This is a genomic window from Chelatococcus sp. KU-N122 (genome assembly GCF_055391085.1).
Window position 1 is genome coordinate 8,080,001 of record NZ_AP043981.1, and the last position, 14,380, is coordinate 8,094,380.

Genomic DNA, 14,380 nt, shown 5'->3' on the forward strand with positions numbered 1-14,380 from the left:
CCGTCGTCGGTGAAGTTGCCGCAGGGTGGAGCAGCCACCCCGCGCAGCGACAGCGAAGCGGGCACCCAAAGACTCCGGGCTGCTCACTGACCGTCGCAGTTAGATTGCCGCGGGGTGGAGCAGCCCGGTAGCTCGTCAGGCTCATAACCTGAAGGTCGCTGGTTCAAATCCAGCCCCCGCAACCAAAATCAGCCCGCCAAGTCAATGACTTGGCGGGCTTTTCGTTTGCGTCGAAAGCGTAAGAATCCCAGCAAGATCGCCGCGAACGTCGATCTCCACCTTGTCGTCGACTGATCGTGTGGTCGCCGCGAAGGGGCTCGCCGTCGGCATCGAACTTCTTCACCACGTCGTAGCCGTACGAATTGCCGCCGCCCGACTTGGCCGCCTCGACGCGGCCACGTTGCCCGCGCCGGGTCTTGTCCGCAAGATCCTTCAGGAACAGCGCATTCATCGTTCGTCCCCACTACTTTATCGGCCTTGGCACTGTCAGATGTCTGTATCGCGGTGACTTTCATTGCCGTTGCAGCACTCGGGCTGACCAGATTATCCGTCCTGCTGCGTTGGACCGGATGGTCGCAGAGCGTGGTGTTTCCCATTGCGAGCAGTCAGGCGGCGCGCGTTCCGCCTTTGGTGACCGAGTATTGCGAATAGCGGGGCTACCCAACCTATGACGGCAACGATACCAACCGCGTTGAAAGGTTGGTCGGCAAGATGAGGGTCATCTCGGGTCGTCGCCCGGAAGGCGAACGACGAGGGAGCGCGGCAGCACTTCGGAAGGAAAGGGAACGTCAGGAGGCTGTTCCCAACGATAGGAGTGAACAGCAGCAGCGAGCACTCTCTCGGCACATCAACGACCGCGGTTTTACGCAGGCGGCAAAAACTATCTGTCGCTTCTCAGCACCCCGCCAGAGTAGGCGCTGTGGTAGCACAATTGAAGTACACTAACAACACGTGAGGTGAGCAATGAAAGATAATAGACCTGGTCTTACGTCGGCTGAACGCCAAATCGCTACCGTCATCAGCCGTGCGGACAGGATGTTGGCTGCTGCCGTTTCGTCGGCTTTGGAAAAGGCGGCCGAACAGGCTGCCGATGACCTGCGAGCAATCGGCCAGGGGGACGCCACACCGGTTCTGCAATATTTTGCAAGCGTCGTTCATCAGCAAATGTATTGTTTGATGTGTGGTGCGGACCCGGACACTCTTCAAGGAGGCGATCCGGATATCGCCTACCACGTTATCCGCAACAGCCAGAACATTGCTAAACACTATTGGTCGGCGGACATCGAGCCTTATCCAGCCAAGTGAGAATAGTCATCGCATAAGGTGTTAAGTCGCGGCATTCGCGATCTCAACGAGCCTTTGCGAATCTTCGATCCTCCCGCTCGCGTTCCTCGTTGCGGGACACAGTTTCGCGCGCGGTGAGACTACAGTGACGCCCGATCGAACGATAGAAGAGGGCTATGCGTACGGGGTTGCTGCGCTTCGCACGCACTACCGATGACCTCAGTAGAAGGATTGAAAATGGCGTTCCGCAATGGCCTGAAGTCACTCCTTCGTCCTGAGGATTCGGTTCTCGTTCTGATCGATCATCCGCCCTAACAACCGGCCAATTTAAGCAGCCACGATCCTCAGACTGTGGTCAACAATGCGACCGCTGCGGCGAAGCTGGCAAAATATTTCAATTACTACTTGGGGCTGCGTGACCGGAAATCGGTCCACGATCAGGGTGCCGGAAGTAAGTTGGTTCATACCATCCGAACCCGAATATTGGGAGATACCGGCAGCACATACTGGAAGTGAAAGGCATAACTGTCGCGGATTCACGGCGCTTAGAGGCTCTGGTCCGTGGGATGAGGAGCGGAGAGGATGACGATCAGGCGGCGACAGCAATCCGGGCGATACATGGCGGTCGCACTGATCACGGCGCTGGCGCTTGCATTGTGCGCCTGCGCCTCGCGGCCCGGCTCATCCGTCCTCACTCCGGTGACTGCCGTCGGGGGCGCGAAGCACGTTACCATCTTCGTGGCGAGTACGCGGGCAACCGATCCGAGCGCACCAACCCTCCTGACCGACCGGATTACGGCCACTACTACCTACGTTCGCCATGTCGTCTCCATCCCGCCGACCCACCGACCGACCGAGATCGAATGGCCGACGGATGTGCCGGACCCGACCCGGCACTTCGCGATCGTCTCGTCCGAGCGCCTCGATGAAAGGCGGTTCTTTGCGGAAGTCGGGGCCGCTGCCGCCCGCGGAGAAGGGCTCGGCCGCGACGTCGCCATCTTCGTCCACGGCTTCAACAACAACTTTCCGGAATCGCTGTTCCGCACGGCGCAGCTCACCGTCGACGTCCATGTCGCGCAGTCGGCAGTGCTGTTCTCATGGCCTTCGAGGGCAGCGGTTACCGGGTATCTCGCAGACAAGGATGCGGTGACCTTCTCGCGCGATGCGCTTGCCCGGTTGGTCGAGCGGGTCGCTGCTGATCGCCGTGTCAGGGGGGTGAAGCTTCACGCCCACAGCATGGGGGCTTGGCTGACGATGGAGAGCGTCCGGCAAATCCGGATCGCCAAAGACGATCGCACGCTCGGCAAGCTCATCGACCTCACGCTCGCGGCGCCGGATATCGACGCCGAAGTATTTCTTCAACAACTCCGGATCGTCGGGCGCCTGCGCTCCCCCGTCACCGTTCTGGTCTCCAAGGAGGACCAGGCGCTGTCGCTATCCAGGTTTATCGCCGGAGGGCAATTGCGCGCCGGCGCAGCCGACATCGACGACCCCCGGGTTCTCGTCGAGGCTCGGAATGCAAACCTCCGCGTGATCGACGTAACCAATCTGGCCACGCACGCGGGAAGCGGCCACGATGGTTTCGCGGCCTTCGCTTCGATCTACGGCCGCCTCCCGCAGAGCTCAGATGGAAGGGTTGCTTCCGACGTCGGTCCGGGCGTCTACGAGCTTGGGGTCGCTAACAAGTTCGAAGCGCTCGACGCCCGACGGGTCCAAAAGGTCGCCAGTCCGACGACCACCGAGCTCGACCCCAACCTTGGCAAGGATCGGCATTAAGCCGCTGGCCGGAAAAGCAAGTAAATGTGGGTACATGCTCCAGCGATCACCTTTACCGGCATCGATTACAAGCAATGATCGACACCGGTCCCCGCGGCCATCTTTACTTGATCGGGTAGAAAGTGAAGATTAGCCCCCCCGCAACCAACGTCACGTCAAAAAAGCCCGGCTGCCGCCGGGCTTTTTGTGTTTTATGCTTTGCTCATCTCATTGCTGATTTGGAGAGCAGCTAAGCACCTATTTGGAGCGTGCTCAGGACTTCATAAACGACATCAGCGCTCAAGCGCGGGTGATAGTTGAAGTGCAGTCTGAGATTGTTACCGGACCAGTTCGCGTCATGCAGGCGCTCGTTCAAAAAATGTAGCGGCCTTAGCTCAAGAGGTCGTCCATTTTCCCCACAATCGTGCTCGACAATAGCAAGCGGCCCATTGGACGTGATCGACCAGGCGACGACACTCTCGTAAATATTGGGTAGCCAGAGTGGGTCGGCGGCTCGTCGAAGGACGGCTTCAGCGCTGTCGTCGGCGCTGGCTATGAAACGCCTTGGTTCTGCGCCGTCCCCGGCGTGGACGTCGGATCTCGTTGCGAGAACCGTGAATGCTTCCGAACGAGGCCAGCGGGATCGAGCATGTGGCTCGCGGCCAAGAGCGGACCAGCTCGCCGAGAAGAGCTTTCCTAAGGTCATTCACCGAACCCGTTCACTCGCGACCCAGTGCGGCGCTCGTTCGAACAGTTGGCAGGCGGTCTTTCGCGAGATGCCAAACTCCGACATTGATCTGTCATCGGTGTTCCTCGCTCACTCCTTTCGCCTCGGGCGCCAAACCGGCTGCCCTGTCCAGGCGGTCAAACCGCCGTCGACGGCCAAGCTTACGCCCGTCACGTAGGATGCCTCATCGGATGCGAGAAAAGCGATCGTCGCCGCGATCTCGTGGGCCTCGCCGGCCCGCGCCAGCGGAATCCGCTCCTCGAACTGTTCCATCACCGCCGGCGTCTCGCGCATTCTGCGCGTCAGCGGCGTTACCGTGAGGCCCGGGCAGACCGCATTGACGCGCACACCATCCGGCCCGTGGTCCACCGCCATAGCGCGCGTCAGATTGACCACGGCGCCTTTGGCGGCGTTGTAGGCGGCATTGCCGCCGTCGCCCGCCAGCCCCGAGATCGACGCGACGTTGACGATGTTGCCGCGCGTCCGTGCGAGGTGCGGAAGCGCCGCGCGGGCGCCGTAAAAGACCGAATCGAGCGTCACGTCCATGACCTGACGCCAATCCTCGTCGGACAGGCCGGCGATCTGACCGCGCCGCCCGATCCCGGCGTTGTTGACCAGCACGTCGATGCGGCCGAACGTGTCGATCGCCCGCCCCACGAAAGCCTCGATCTCGCGGCCGGAGCGCACATCGGCGGCGCAGCAGGTGAGCCTGTCGGGCGACAGGCCCAGCTCGGATGCACGCGCCTTCAACTCATCGGGCCGCAGATCCGACAGCGCCAGGCTCGCGCCTTCCCCCGCGAGGCGCGTCGCGGTGGCAAGCCCGATCCCCGAGGCCGCCGCCGTAATCAGAACCACACGCCCGGCAAATCGACCGCCCATGACACCTCCCTACGCCGGTCGGCGGTATCGCCGATGCCGGGCTTCCCCGGCGCCACGTTCGCTGCGCGCGAGCCCGCGGCCTGCCCTAATCTGCGCACCTTGGGTTTCTGCGCATCGTTGCGATCGACAGTCTGGCGCCCCACGGCCGATCCGTCGAGGCCTGACGCGATCCCATGCCGTTGAGCCGCGCCGGCCATGTCGGTTCAGCGACATGGCCCATCTCGTCCGGGATGACGATCCACGGGCCGAAGCCGCCTGTGCCGGGGAAATGCTTGCCAGGCTGTATGACGGCCCGATCGATCGGCGCCCTCACCTCTCCAAGCCCCCCTGGCACACCATCCGTTGGTCTGGCGCCGAATGATGACATCGACTCATCATCGCGCTTCAAGTCGTTGGATTGGACATGATCATGCTTGATCGCACAGGGGAAGATGGGCTTCCCACGCCTGAAGGCGACGCTTGAGGGGCACGCGCCCCTTTGCCGGCGCGTGCGGAAGAAGGAGCGACATCAGGGCGACATTGACATCGGCGTGGAGCTGCTGCGTCGACCGGCTTCCCGCTGTCCAGCGACGAACGGCCCCGGTGTAGATGTCCGGCGGGTAACCCTGCTATTCGTTGCCACGATTTCGGCCACGTCTCATTTTCGATCTTCCTGACGAAACCATTGGACGTAATCGGGAAGCCGCAGCATGCTGTGTGCTTCCCCTGCATAATCGTTTCGCACACCGTCGCCTCGCCCCGCAGCGAGACCTGCCAAGATCTGGTTGCGTGCTTCAACCTGTTGAGGTGTCCGCGGCAGGAGGAGGAAGCCGTTCCCCTTGATCGCCAAGGCCTGGTTTGCCTCGACAAACGGCCGTGCAATCCGCTCATAGGCTGCAAACGCCTCGGTCGGCTCGTCTTGCGATGCCAGCTCGCCGGCGAGGACATAGGCGCCGACAAGCGCCAGGCTGGTGCCCTGGCCGGACAGGAACGACGGCGCAAATGCGGCATCACCAACCAAGGCCACCCGTCCCGAAGACCAGACGGGCATGCGGATTTGGCTCACCGTGTCAGAATAGAGATCGTTGGCGAGCCGCATGGCTGCCAACAGGCGCGGCACTTCCCAGCCGCCATCGGCGAACGCGGCCGCGGTGCGCTCATACTGTTCTTCGATACCGGGGTGTGCGCTAAGCGGTGGAGTGTCGCTGACGAAGGTCAGGAAGGCGAAGATGTCCTTGCTATTACGCACCGCGAAGGCGCCGGCGCTGCGCCCTGCTTCACCATAGATGATGGCCCCGTGAGACAGGCCCAGGTCGTTGGGAATGGAGAAGATATTGAAGCAATGGCCGAGATAATGATTGAACCGCTCTTCCGGACCGAACACGAGCGTCCGCGTGCGGGAGTGCAGGCCGTCGGCGCCGATGACGAGGTCGTACCGATGTCGGTCACCGCTCTTGAACTGGATAGCGACCCCGGAACCGTCATCCCAGAGTTTTTCAATCGTGTCGTTGAAGCGGTAGCGGATCGGCCGCTTCTTGGTGAGATCATAAAGCAGCGTGGTGAGCGCGCCGCGCGGCAGTTCGACGTCGCGGCCGGTCTGATTGCTGGTGAGTTCATAGGGCGGGATGGTGCCGATGGCGCGGCCCTCGGCATCGACGAACCTCAGCTCCCGCGTGTCGATATGCTCAGCCTGCAGGCGCGGCAGGAGCCCCATTCGCTCGATCACGTCGATCGCGGTGCCGCGCACATCGATCGGGTAGCCGCCGCTGCGAACCGTCGGCGCCCGCTCGACCACCGTCACGTCGAAGCCATAGCGATCAAGCCAGTAGGCCAGCGCTGGCCCGGCGATACTGGCGCCGGAGATCAGGACCGAGCGGGATTTTGCGCCTCGCGTCTCGGACATGCGCCTATCTCCATTTATATAGGATGCGGAAAGCATCTTATATGAGTGGAATCATCAATTCAATAGGATGCAGATCGCATCCTAAACGAGGACCCGATGGAGGCTGACAAAATTGGACGGCGGCGGGGATCCCGCCTGGAGGATGCGATCCTGGATGCTGCTTGGGGGGAACTGGTCGACCGGGGCTATCCTGGGCTCACGCTGGAGGGCGTCGCCAAGCGCGCCGGCACCAGTCGGCCCGTGCTCCATCGACGCTGGCCGAGCCGCACCGCACTCGCAACGGCCGCGCTGGGACGACATATCGCGCAGAACCCGATCGCCGCGCCCGATCTTGGCAGCGTCCGCGATGAAATCCGTCTTCTGCTTCGCCGGATGTCCGACCGCGCCCGGCCGGACATGATCAGCCTGGTCTTCGACATGCAGAAGGACCTTGCGGACAACCAATCCAACTTGGCAGATTTGAGGACGCATATAAGAGCGCAGATCGTCGAACCCGACGTCATGCAAGCCATCCTGACGCGCGCTACTGACCGGGGTGAGATCGCCGCTGCCCGCCTCACTCCGCGGATTGTGTCGCTTCCTACAGATCTTGCCCGTCACGAGATACTGATGACGTTCGAGCCCCTATCGGACGAAGCCATCAACGAGATTGTCGACGAGATCTTCCTGCCGCTGGTGCGTCTATAGATCAACGGACCTCATCGTGAGAGGGACGGCGCGGTCCAACCAATCGTCTGGAATGATGGACACGTGCCCGCTTGCCCATCGCGATGCGCAGCTGGGATTCGTCGTTGCCCTGATGAGCGCGTTGGCGGACGCGACGATCGACTTCATGATCCGTGACCCGGCCTATGCAGACGAGCACAGACAGTTAAGTCGGGGAAGAAATGGCGAAGACCGCTTTGGAAAATCCCTCGGCTCGCAAGGTGTACATCATCACCGGCCCGACCTCCGGCATAGATCCCGCCACTGCGCTTGAGCTTGCCAAGCACGGCACGGTCGTACGCGTCGGCGCATCCGGTCGGCGATGTAGTCGGAGAACTCGGCGTTGGCCTTCTCATCCGTGAAGATCTCACGGAAGTTGCGCAGCCAGATGGCAAAGCCGGGCATCTCGTAGAGCCGGTCCCAGAGCGCCAGCCGCTCCTCGCGGGAGACCTTGTAGAAGCCGCGCCGGTCGGGCTCGTGCTCGAAGCCGTCCGGCGTACGCGCGCAGGTGGCGAAGATATCGTCGTAGCGGGAGCGGATCTCGGCCATCTCCGCCTCGGAGATCGGCCCGTTGTTCAGCGGCGCGGACCAGTTGGGCGGGCGTTGGAACACGGTGAGCTCGGCGACCTTGTCCGCAATTTCGCCGATGACCTGAATGCCCGTCGCGCCGGTCCCGATGACGGCAACGCGCTTGCCGGCCTCGCGGGCGTGCAGGCTGCCGTCTCCGCCGGCATCGGCATTACGGCGCTCGCCGAGAGCACCGTGCCGCCCGATTTCGCCATTCTCGGCACCGCCGAGGGCCTGCCCGCTCTGCCCGACACGAGATCGCGCTCTATGCCGGCCCGGCGCGCAGCGAGGCGGCACGCTATTTCGGAACGTATCTTTCAGACGCGGTGCAGAGCCTCGCATCGCTTGGGCGGGGCGACACCCTGCGCGATGCACGCCTGCGCAAGGGATGACGCAGGACGGCACGCCAGAGCGTTGGTCGGGCTGCGCGCCACGCGGGGGATCGCGGCGGGCGCAGCTCGTTGGTCATGAGTCCGGCGGCGCGTCGCCGGGACGACGGACGACCGACCTGCACCTCGCCCGTCGAGGGCCTCCTGCCTCGTCCGACTGCCGCCGATCGAACGCCGAGTCGCGCCGCGGCCTCGCTCCAGCGCATTAGCCCCGGTCCATCGCCATCTCGATGGCGAGCTCGTGCGAAAGGCCGATGCCGAGGATGAGTGCGATCACCACGATCGCAACGAATAGCGCAAACAGTTTCATACCGCTCCTTCCTTTGCCCCTCCCCACCGCTATTTAGGCCGCGGACCGCGCTCGGACCAACCCTCCTTCCTGCAACGCAAGGCTGCGCCGGACGCGCCGTCACGCGGCGGCACGCGGCGGCACGCGCTGAGCGTGATTCTAAAAAGGTGGACACCGGATTTTGGAAACGATCGTATCCAAAGCAGAGACGTAGAACGGCATAATGGGACACGAGCAGGTTGTCGGTCTCGAGGCGTCCGCTCATCCTGTTAGCCACTATACCATGATGATCTCACTACTTTACCAGGATAGCATTTTGACCAAGATTTGCCCTCGGCAAGATTTCAGACGCTTTCGCGCGTCGCTCGATTACCGAGAGCATTGTGGTCAACGACGCGGCGGAGCTTGCTCGGCAATTGTCGAGCACCTGCGGCTGGAACGTTCAGCGAAAGCGCGTATCCGCCAAGGTCGTGGGCGCCTTGGATCAGAGAGATGCGTCTCGAACCGGAACCGGAAACTTTCCTCATGCGTGTGTTTGTTACCGGCGCCACCGGTTTCGTCGGCACTCCCGTCGTCAAGGAGCTGATCGCCGCCGGACATGACGTCCTTGGCCTGGCGCGTTCGGACGAAGGGGCACGGTCCCTGGCCGCCATTGGCGCGGACGTTCAGCGCGGCTCGCTCGAAGACCCTGACAGCTTGCGGAATGGGGTGGCCGCTACGGATGCCGTCATCCACCTGGCCTTCATTCACGACTGGTCGAGATTTGCCGAGAATTGTGAGATCGATCGCCGGGCCATTGAAGCTTTGGGTTCGGCGCTCGCCGGCTCCGATAGGCCGCTCATGGTTACGGGGGGGACAGCGGGATTGGCCGGGCCGGGCCAGGTTGCGACCGAAGACGACGATGTGGCGCCGGATTTCCCGTCTCCCCGCGTTTCGGAACAGACGGCTCTATCGCTGAACGGAGTGCGCGCTTCGGTCATGCGCCTTCCCCAGGTCCACGACACTGCAAGGCAAGGGCTTCTCACCTATGCCGTTGCTGTCGCGCGAGAGAAAGGCGTGTCGGCTTACGTAGGGGGAGGACACAACCGCTGGGCAGCCGCACATATCTCGGATGTTGCCCGCCTTTACCGACTTGCGCTGGACAAGAACGAAGCAGGCGCGAAATATCATGCGGTCGCCGAGGAAGGCGTGCCGATGCGGGCTATCGCCGAAGCCATCGGTCGCGGCTTGAAGGTGCCCGTAAAATCCATACCTGCGGAGGAAGCACCGGCCCATTTTGGTTGGCTGGCTATGTTCGCGTCCCGCGACCTTCTGGCCTCGAGCGAGACGACGCGGAAGAAGCTGGGTTGGAATCCGATCGGGCCAGGGCTGATCGCCGATCTCGAACGCCTCGAGGTCTCCGGGAGCTGAAGCGCGAGGCCACCGCGGCACGGGAGATCACAAGCCTACATGCCAAAGGCGCGTCGCCGGACGCTTACCGGCGCTCGAACAAGTGTTCACTTTTGCATTGGTGGACACCAACTGGAAAGCAGGGCATCGGCCTGCTTTATCGATAAACTTCAGACGCCACGTCACGGATCAGTTCGCGGAACCAGACGAGAACCGGATCGGTCGAACGCAGCCGGTCCCACACGAGCGTGATGGCGAGCGGCTCTGCAAAGAGAGGCGACGGTCTCATCGCCAGCCCGAATGCGTCACCGAAACGACGGCTCAGCGCCTCAGACAGTGTCGTCAGATAATCGGTCGTCGCAACCACAGCTAGCGCGACGGTGAAATGCGGCGTGGTCAGCGCGATCGTCCGCGACAGGCGCCGTGCTGCCAGTGCCGCATCGATCTCCGTCTGGCCGTCGCCGAAAATGGTGACCGCGGCGTGGGGGAAGCGGACATAATCTTCCGCCGATACCGGTCCCGCCGCAAGCGGATGTCCGCTCCGTGTCACCAGCATAAGCCGGTCGCTCCCGATCACCAGACTTTCCGCGCCTGACGGCAGGGGCGAGGAAGCGATGGCGAATGCAAAATCGACCCGCCCTTGCTGCATATGGACAACCGTGTCAGGGCCATAACCCTCCACGGCGACGCGCAGCCCCGGCGCCTCCGTCGATACGCGGCGCATGATCTCAGGCATCAGCAGCAGTGTTTGGGCATCCGCCGCGACGATGCGGATCGTGCGCCGCGCCGCCGCTGGATCAAATGGCGCGTCGCGGAATAACGCGCTTACCTGCTCCAATGCGGCAGCGACCTGCGGAGTCAGACGCTGCGCCTTGGGCGTAAGCGCAAAGCCGCCGGCCTGGCGAACCAGCAGCGGATCGTCGAACAGATGCCGGAGACGTCCGAGCGCGCGGCTCATCGCCGGCTGGCTCAGCCCAACCTCAAGCCCCGCGTGCGTGACATTGCGCCGCCGCAACAGCGCGTCGAGCACAGGCAGCAGATCAAGATCGATTCCCGAAAGATGCTGGGTTGGTATGCTCATCATGGCAACAATGCATTTTATGCATACTCCGGTCCAGTGCTACCCTCTTTTTGTTGAAGAGATCGGACGGGCGCAGAATGAACGGACATGATTTGATCGTCGGCTATGGCGTAGCCGGGCAGGCCATCGCCAGCAGGCTCGTGGCGGCCGGGCGCCCTCTCCGCATCGCGCAACGTTCACGGCCAATCGACATCGCCGATGGCGTTGAGTTCTTCCGCTGCGACGTGCTCGACCGCGCGGATGTCATGAACGCGGCGGCGGGAGCGGCGCGGATCGTCATCACGACCGGCTTTGCCTATAGCACCAAGGTCTGGTCGGACTGCTGGCCCCGCGCCATGGAACATCTGCTCGCAGCCGCCGAGGCGACCGGCGCACCGACACTGTTCTTCGACAACATGTATATGTATGGCCCGCAGGACGGTCCGATCCGCGAAACCACGCCCTTCGCTCCCTGGGGCGGCAAGCCCGCCGTGCGGCGCAGGATCAGCGAAATGTGGCAAGCTGCCTCGAGAGAGGGGCGGGTTCGCATGAGCGCATTGCGCGTCACCGATTTCTATGGCCCCGGCGTAACGAACAGCCATCTCGGTGAACTGCTGTTCGGGCGCCTGGCGGCGGGCAAGGCAGCACAGTTCGCGGTGCCGGTCGATCACCCGCATGACGTTGCCTATCTGCCCGATGCCGCCCGCGCGGCGCAAACCCTGCTCGATGCGCCGGAGGATGCTTGGGGAGAAGTGTGGCACATGCCTTGCGCCACGACGCGGACGCTTCGCGAGATTGCCACCATGGCAGCGGTGGCCATGGAGCGGTCACCGCGTATCCAGCTGGTCCCGGCGATGCTTCAGCCGCTGCTGCGGCTTGCCTCGCCGATACTGCGCGAAGTCCACGACGTTCGCTTCCTCTTCGACCGCCCCTATCATGTCGATGCGGCCAAGTTCGTGGGCCGCTTCTGGTCCGACGTAACACCGATCGAAACCGGCGTTGCAGAGACGGCCCGTTACTTCCAGCATGCCACGGGGCTGAACGCCGATGCGGCATGAGGGCGAATACGGGCGGCCGCGGTAATGGAGCGCCAAGATCGTCGCTCCGCGTCCTCGGGACGACGCGAAACTCCACTGGCCGAAGCAGAGGCACGCGACCAAGGCTATGCGCGACGAGCAGAAGCTGGCGGCGCGACGCAGCCGGAGCAGCCTCCGGCAAACTCGGGGCGGTTCGCGGGGCGGCGATGGGCGGCAGTCTCCGAGGCTGCGGAGGGCCTTGCCGCGGGAAGCGAATAGCCGGAATGAGAATGGCATGAAGACCGATCGGACCGCTCTTCTCGAAACGGCTCTCAGTTTGTTCTACGAGCGCGGCTACCACGCGGTCACCATCTACGACATTGGCGCAGCCGTGGGGGTTACGGGGGCAGCGCTCTATCGCCATTTCCGCTCGAAAGGTGAGGTGCTTGGCCTGTTGTGCGAGATGACGCTCGACCGGCTCGCGGAGTGCACCGGCGACGTGCGCGATACGGCGCAGGAGGAGTTGGACGCGTTGGTCGCGGGCCAGGTCCGCTTTGTCGTGCGCTATCCCAAGCTGCTGACCGTCACCACGCTGGAAGGGCGCGCGCTCGACCCGTCATGGCGCGCGGAGGTCAAGCGGCGGCAGCGCGCGCACCTGAAGCGCTGGACCACGACGCTCGCGGCGCTCTATCCTTCCGAGGACAAGATGAGCCTCAACGTGGCGGTCTACTCGGCGATCGGCCTGATCAATTCCGCGGCCCGCTGGCCAGCCCAGTTCCAGACGGCGCCCGATTTCGAGAGCCGCCTGATCAAGGGCGTCCATCAGGTGCTCAGGACCCTGGTCCTCGAGCATCAGAGCATCGGACCCAAAAGTTGACGCCGGTTTTGAGACAAATCCGACGCTGAAGCCAACAAATGGCTAGAGCGGCAGCTCTGGCTCCATCGGAGCAGCCGCTCTAGCGTTGCCGGATTGCGCTCAGAGGCTTTCCACGGACGGCGGACTATAGTTGCAGTCGATGAGCTGAGATTTTGGCAGATAAGCCCGCAGTATCAAGACAAAGGGCCCCTCACCTGGCGCTGGCAGCCAGTTCGCAGCCTCTTCTGCGGGTTTTTGGCGAGACATATGGATGAGGATCGACCCGTCCCCTGGCGGGCTTCCCCCCTAGAGCATGATCCCAAAAAGTGGACACCGGTTTTTGGGCGGAATCATGCTCGGGACAAAGACCTAGAGCGCTTTGCGATTGGGTGAACTCACCCAATCGCGAAAAAGCGCTCCAGATTCAAAAGACTATGAGCATTTCTCTGCCATTGGATGGGGCCATCCAATGGCGAAATGCTCTAGAGCACGGAGGCCTTCGGCGCGTCGATGCCGAGCTCGCGGCGCAGCCTGTCCGCGATCTCGGGACGAAACGAGAATGGTTCACGCGGATTGTCGAGGCTCAGGATGTCTTCCATGCGCATGCGCACCGAGCGCAGCATCTTGGGGTGCGGCAGGATGTAGAAGCGATCCTGCTCGATCCCGTCGAACACGAGCTCCGACACCTCCTCGACGCCGAGCTTCGCCGAGGCCATGCCCTGGTCCGAGAAGTCCTGGCTGATGAGCTGCGAAGTCGTCGGATCCGACGAGGTGTGGAAGCGCTCCGGCCGCCTGTCCTCGGCGCGGTTGATGTTCGTGGACACGTAGAAGGGGCACACCACCGAGCAACGCAGCCGGGCCGACACGACGCTGAAGTCGTGGAAGAGCGTCTCGGAGATCGACACCACCGCGTGCTTGCTGGCGCTGTACGGGCCGCACAGAGCCGGATTGAACAGCCCGCCCATGGAGGCGACGTTCACCACCCGCCCACGGAACGACGGATCCGCCTGAACCGCGGCGATCATGGCGGGCACGAAGCTGCGGATGCCGTTGACGACACCGTGGACATTGACGCCGAAGACCCAGTCCCAGTCCGAGGGGAGCGTCTCCCAGATCAGGCCGTTCCTGCTCGACACGCCCGCGTTGTTGATCAGCAGGTGCGGCGCGCCGAAGCTGCTGATGGTCCGGGCAGCCAGTTCGTCGACCTGCTCCTTCGCCGAAACGTCGCATGGGAAGACCGCCACGTCGGCGCCCGCGGCGCGGAGGGAGTTGCCGACGCGGCGCAGCTTGGCCTCGTCCATGTCCGCCAGCATGAGGCGCATGCCGCGCGCCGCCGCCCGCCTGGCAAGCGCCTCTCCAATGCCCGAGGCGGCGCCCGTGATTACAGCGGACTGCCCAGCCGACGCCATCCGAAGCCCTCCCTCATGCCCGGCGCAAGGCCGGCGTTTGACTCAAATGTTATCGACCAATAACATTTGATGCAACAGCCGGATGCGGCACGATCAGGATGGGGGAAACATGCGGACGCAGTGGCGCGGAAGCGCCCTAGAGCGCTTTGCGATTGGGCGGGCTCGCCCAATCA

Annotated in this window: 12 protein-coding genes, 1 tRNA gene and 3 pseudogenes; 9 read left to right on the forward strand and 7 right to left on the reverse strand. The window is 63.1% G+C overall.

Going from position 1 to position 14,380, the window contains the following annotated elements; all coding sequences use genetic code 11:
• Window positions 1-108: 108 nt before the first annotated feature.
• Window positions 109-185, forward strand: a tRNA-Met gene (locus ACZ5PO_RS36450).
• Window positions 186-280: 95 nt separating this feature from the next.
• On the opposite strand, the pseudogene ACZ5PO_RS36455 reads toward ACZ5PO_RS36450, so the two are convergent.
• Window positions 281-454, reverse strand: a pseudogene (locus tag ACZ5PO_RS36455) (recombinase family protein); the annotation flags it as partial.
• Here ACZ5PO_RS36455 and ACZ5PO_RS36460 point away from each other — a divergent pair.
• The 4 genes and pseudogenes from ACZ5PO_RS36460 to ACZ5PO_RS36475 form a co-directional block, all read left to right on the forward strand.
• A pseudogene (locus tag ACZ5PO_RS36460) lies at window positions 453-632 on the forward strand (pirin family protein); the annotation flags it as partial. The pseudogenes ACZ5PO_RS36455 and ACZ5PO_RS36460 sit on opposite strands and share 2 nt — an antisense overlap.
• Before the next feature lie 331 nt (window positions 633-963).
• Window positions 964-1,305, forward strand: a complete 342-nt coding sequence (locus ACZ5PO_RS36465) for a hypothetical protein (RefSeq protein WP_464187724.1) — start codon at window positions 964-966, stop codon at window positions 1,303-1,305.
• A gap of 216 nt (window positions 1,306-1,521) precedes the next feature.
• Window positions 1,522-1,680 (forward strand): annotated as a pseudogene (locus ACZ5PO_RS36470) (hydrolase); the annotation flags it as partial.
• Window positions 1,681-1,866: 186 nt separating this feature from the next.
• Complete coding sequence (locus tag ACZ5PO_RS36475) at window positions 1,867-3,060, forward strand: alpha/beta hydrolase (RefSeq protein ID WP_464187726.1); 1,194 nt, start codon at window positions 1,867-1,869, stop codon at window positions 3,058-3,060.
• Window positions 3,061-3,856: 796 nt separating this feature from the next.
• Here the strand turns inward: ACZ5PO_RS36475 and budC are convergent.
• Window positions 3,857-4,645 (reverse strand): meso-2,3-butanediol dehydrogenase, encoded by a 789-nt coding sequence (gene budC, locus ACZ5PO_RS36480; RefSeq protein WP_464187728.1) that lies wholly within the window; start codon window positions 4,643-4,645, stop codon window positions 3,857-3,859.
• A 637-nt stretch (window positions 4,646-5,282) separates the two neighbouring features.
• Complete coding sequence (locus ACZ5PO_RS36485; RefSeq protein WP_464187730.1) at window positions 5,283-6,527, reverse strand: FAD-dependent monooxygenase; 1,245 nt, start codon at window positions 6,525-6,527, stop codon at window positions 5,283-5,285.
• A gap of 96 nt (window positions 6,528-6,623) precedes the next feature.
• Between ACZ5PO_RS36485 and ACZ5PO_RS36490 the strand changes: the two genes are divergently transcribed.
• The gene (locus ACZ5PO_RS36490) at window positions 6,624-7,214 is read left to right on the forward strand and encodes a TetR/AcrR family transcriptional regulator (RefSeq protein WP_464187732.1); all 591 of its coding nucleotides are present in this window, start codon (window positions 6,624-6,626) and stop codon (window positions 7,212-7,214) included.
• Between the two features lie 249 nt (window positions 7,215-7,463).
• Here ACZ5PO_RS36490 and ACZ5PO_RS36495 read toward each other — a convergent pair whose 3' ends face one another.
• Window positions 7,464-8,174: a hypothetical protein gene (locus ACZ5PO_RS36495; protein ID WP_464187734.1), complete on the reverse strand. Its 711-nt coding sequence runs from the start codon at window positions 8,172-8,174 to the stop codon at window positions 7,464-7,466.
• 828 nt (window positions 8,175-9,002) lie between these two features.
• Here ACZ5PO_RS36495 and ACZ5PO_RS36500 point away from each other — a divergent pair.
• Window positions 9,003-9,887 (forward strand): SDR family oxidoreductase, encoded by an 885-nt coding sequence (locus ACZ5PO_RS36500; protein WP_464197178.1) that lies wholly within the window; start codon window positions 9,003-9,005, stop codon window positions 9,885-9,887.
• A 136-nt stretch (window positions 9,888-10,023) separates the two neighbouring features.
• Here ACZ5PO_RS36500 and ACZ5PO_RS36505 read toward each other — a convergent pair whose 3' ends face one another.
• A complete protein-coding gene (locus ACZ5PO_RS36505; protein WP_464187736.1) occupies window positions 10,024-10,947 on the reverse strand; it encodes a LysR family transcriptional regulator in 924 nt (307 codons plus the stop codon).
• Between the two features lie 77 nt (window positions 10,948-11,024).
• Here ACZ5PO_RS36505 and ACZ5PO_RS36510 point away from each other — a divergent pair, with 77 nt between their 5' ends.
• Together ACZ5PO_RS36510 and ACZ5PO_RS36515 are read left to right on the forward strand one after the other, a co-directional pair.
• Window positions 11,025-11,984: an NAD-dependent epimerase/dehydratase family protein gene (locus ACZ5PO_RS36510; RefSeq protein ID WP_464187738.1), complete on the forward strand. Its 960-nt coding sequence runs from the start codon at window positions 11,025-11,027 to the stop codon at window positions 11,982-11,984.
• 253 nt (window positions 11,985-12,237) lie between these two features.
• Window positions 12,238-12,819 carry a TetR/AcrR family transcriptional regulator gene (locus ACZ5PO_RS36515; protein ID WP_464187740.1) on the forward strand — a complete coding sequence of 194 codons (582 nt, stop codon included), beginning with the start codon at window positions 12,238-12,240 and terminating at the stop codon, window positions 12,817-12,819.
• Between the two features lie 99 nt (window positions 12,820-12,918).
• On the opposite strand, the gene ACZ5PO_RS36520 is transcribed toward ACZ5PO_RS36515, so the two are convergent.
• Window positions 12,919-13,077, reverse strand: coding sequence for a DUF1214 domain-containing protein (locus ACZ5PO_RS36520; RefSeq protein WP_464197180.1), 159 nt, complete (start codon window positions 13,075-13,077; stop codon window positions 12,919-12,921).
• A 203-nt stretch (window positions 13,078-13,280) separates the two neighbouring features.
• Window positions 13,281-14,207, reverse strand: a complete 927-nt coding sequence (locus tag ACZ5PO_RS36525; RefSeq protein ID WP_464187742.1) for an SDR family NAD(P)-dependent oxidoreductase — start codon at window positions 14,205-14,207, stop codon at window positions 13,281-13,283.
• Between the last annotated feature and the right edge of the window lie 173 nt (window positions 14,208-14,380).